This window comes from uncultured Planktosalinus sp. (assembly GCF_963973675.1).
Lineage (GTDB): Bacteria > Bacteroidota > Bacteroidia > Flavobacteriales > Flavobacteriaceae > Planktosalinus.
The window spans coordinates 1-1,812 of the sequence record NZ_CAXBAN010000453.1 but is presented as its reverse complement, the minus strand read 5'-3'; the positions used below and the strand labels follow the sequence as shown (position 1 = coordinate 1,812).

At 33.2% G+C, this 1,812-nt stretch carries 2 protein-coding genes and 1 pseudogene; 2 read left to right on the top strand and 1 reads right to left on the bottom strand.

The features are described 5' to 3' along the window. Positions 1-442, bottom strand: a pseudogene (locus tag AACY61_RS13245) (dihydrofolate reductase); the annotation flags it as partial. An 89-nt stretch (positions 443-531) separates the two neighbouring features. On the opposite strand from AACY61_RS13245, the gene AACY61_RS13240 reads away from it, so the two are divergent. Together AACY61_RS13240 and AACY61_RS13235 are read left to right on the top strand one after the other, a co-directional pair. Continuing rightward, the gene (locus AACY61_RS13240; RefSeq protein ID WP_339612054.1) at positions 532-1,596 is read left to right on the top strand and encodes an SRPBCC family protein; all 1,065 of its coding nucleotides are present in this window, start codon (positions 532-534) and stop codon (positions 1,594-1,596) included. Further along, positions 1,593-1,812: CrcB family protein (locus tag AACY61_RS13235; protein ID WP_339612053.1), on the top strand; the 220-nt coding region annotated here is incomplete at its 3' end. The genes AACY61_RS13240 and AACY61_RS13235, both read left to right, overlap by 4 nt.

Here is a 1,812-nt window from a genome sequence, read left to right as displayed (position 1 = left end):
TCTTTAGATAAGATTGAGAAAAATTTGTCGGTAATTTATCGTTTGAATAATGGTGATGAATACCGTTTGAAAACCAAACCCTTTTTAAATAAGTCTCAAAATTATTCCAGTCTTCAGTTGTTTTATCACCATTGTAGCTTGAATAAACTTGCTCCAGTGCATTCCTGATTTCAAGATTATGTCGGTAATTTTGATCCCACATAATGTCTCTGCCGGCAAGTCCGGCTTGTGTTAAGTAATAAACAAGTTCTTGTTCCTTTAGGGAAAGTTCATCCCATCCGGGAACTTGATATCTCAATACTTGCAAGTCTGCAAATTGATCAACTTTGTATTTAAAAGCCGACTCCTTTTTTTCCTCTGTTTGAGCCGCTGGGGTATTTTCCTTACAACCCACTAAAATAAAGGCTGCTAAAATAAATATGCTTAAAATTTTTATTTTCATTCTAATTTAATTTTTGATTCCTACAAATGTAATAAATTAGCACTGTAATATTAGCTATCTTAGCTTTCAGAACCTGAAATTTTTTTTATATGAAATTTTTTAAATATTTATTCTTTTTGTTGTTGATAGTGTTCATAGGGTCAGCTCTCTATTTTGGAACTCAGGACGGCAAGTTTACGGTTTCAGAACAAATTGAAATCATTGCACCTGTACAGGTAGTTTTTAATGAAGTAAGTGATTATAAAAATTGGGAAGATTGGGGTTCGTGGATGAAGGATGAATCCTTGAAAATTCACTACCCCGAAAACACAAAAGGTGAAGGCAGTTTTTACTCTTGGGAAAGTGAAAAAGATGGAAAAGGCGCTATGCAAACACTTAGCAGTCACCCTCATGATTCACTTATTCAAAAAATTATCTTTGATGGTGCTTTAGAGGATGATGGATATCTGGTAAATTGGAAATTCAATCCAAATACTAACAATCAAAAAACAACTGTAACCTGGGAAATGAAAGGAGAGTTAGGTCTTAAAGAAAAAATACTTTTTGCAATAAAGAAAATAAATATTGAATCTAGGATAAGTGAAATGTATAAAAAGTCCCTTCAAAACCTCGATAGTGTTTTACAATTAAAAATGAATGAATACGAAATTAATGTTTCAGGGCTTACTCAGCGTAGTGGTGGGTTTTATTTATACAACAGTACAGCCTCCAAACAAAATGAAGTGAGTGCAAAATCAGCACCTATGATTTCACAACTAAAAACATTTATGATTGAGAACAATATTCCTATAGATGGGAGTCCGTTTGTGGCTTACTTAAGTTGGGATGAAATGAATAATTCAACTATTTTTTCGGTAGGAATTCCAACAACTGACCGTGTTATTTTACCCGATAACAGTCCTGCAATTACTGGTTTTATGCCTACCATTTCTGCTGTAAAAGTTACACTTACCGGAAAACACAACTATTTAAGTGAAGCGTATGAAGCCGCTGATAAGTACCTTTTAGACACTGGTTTTAATAAAGATGAAAACCTAAGTATTGTTGAAGTATATACGACTTCACTTCCTGAAGAACCCAATCCTGCGAATTGGAAAACTGACATTTATATTCCTGTACAACAAGAGAACATTGAAAACAATGATTTGAAATGAAGGAACTAGTTTTTGTTTTTTTTGGTGGTGGGTTAGGCAGTGTATTGAGGTTCCTAGTAAGTAAATTTATAAATTTTAATACACTGCAATTTCCTTTAGGGACTTTTTTAGTAAATTGTATTGGGAGCCTATTACTGGGTTTGATAATGGGTTACGCAATAAAAAATAATTTATCAGATAATCCAAACTTACTTTTTCTCACCGTAGGTGTTTGTG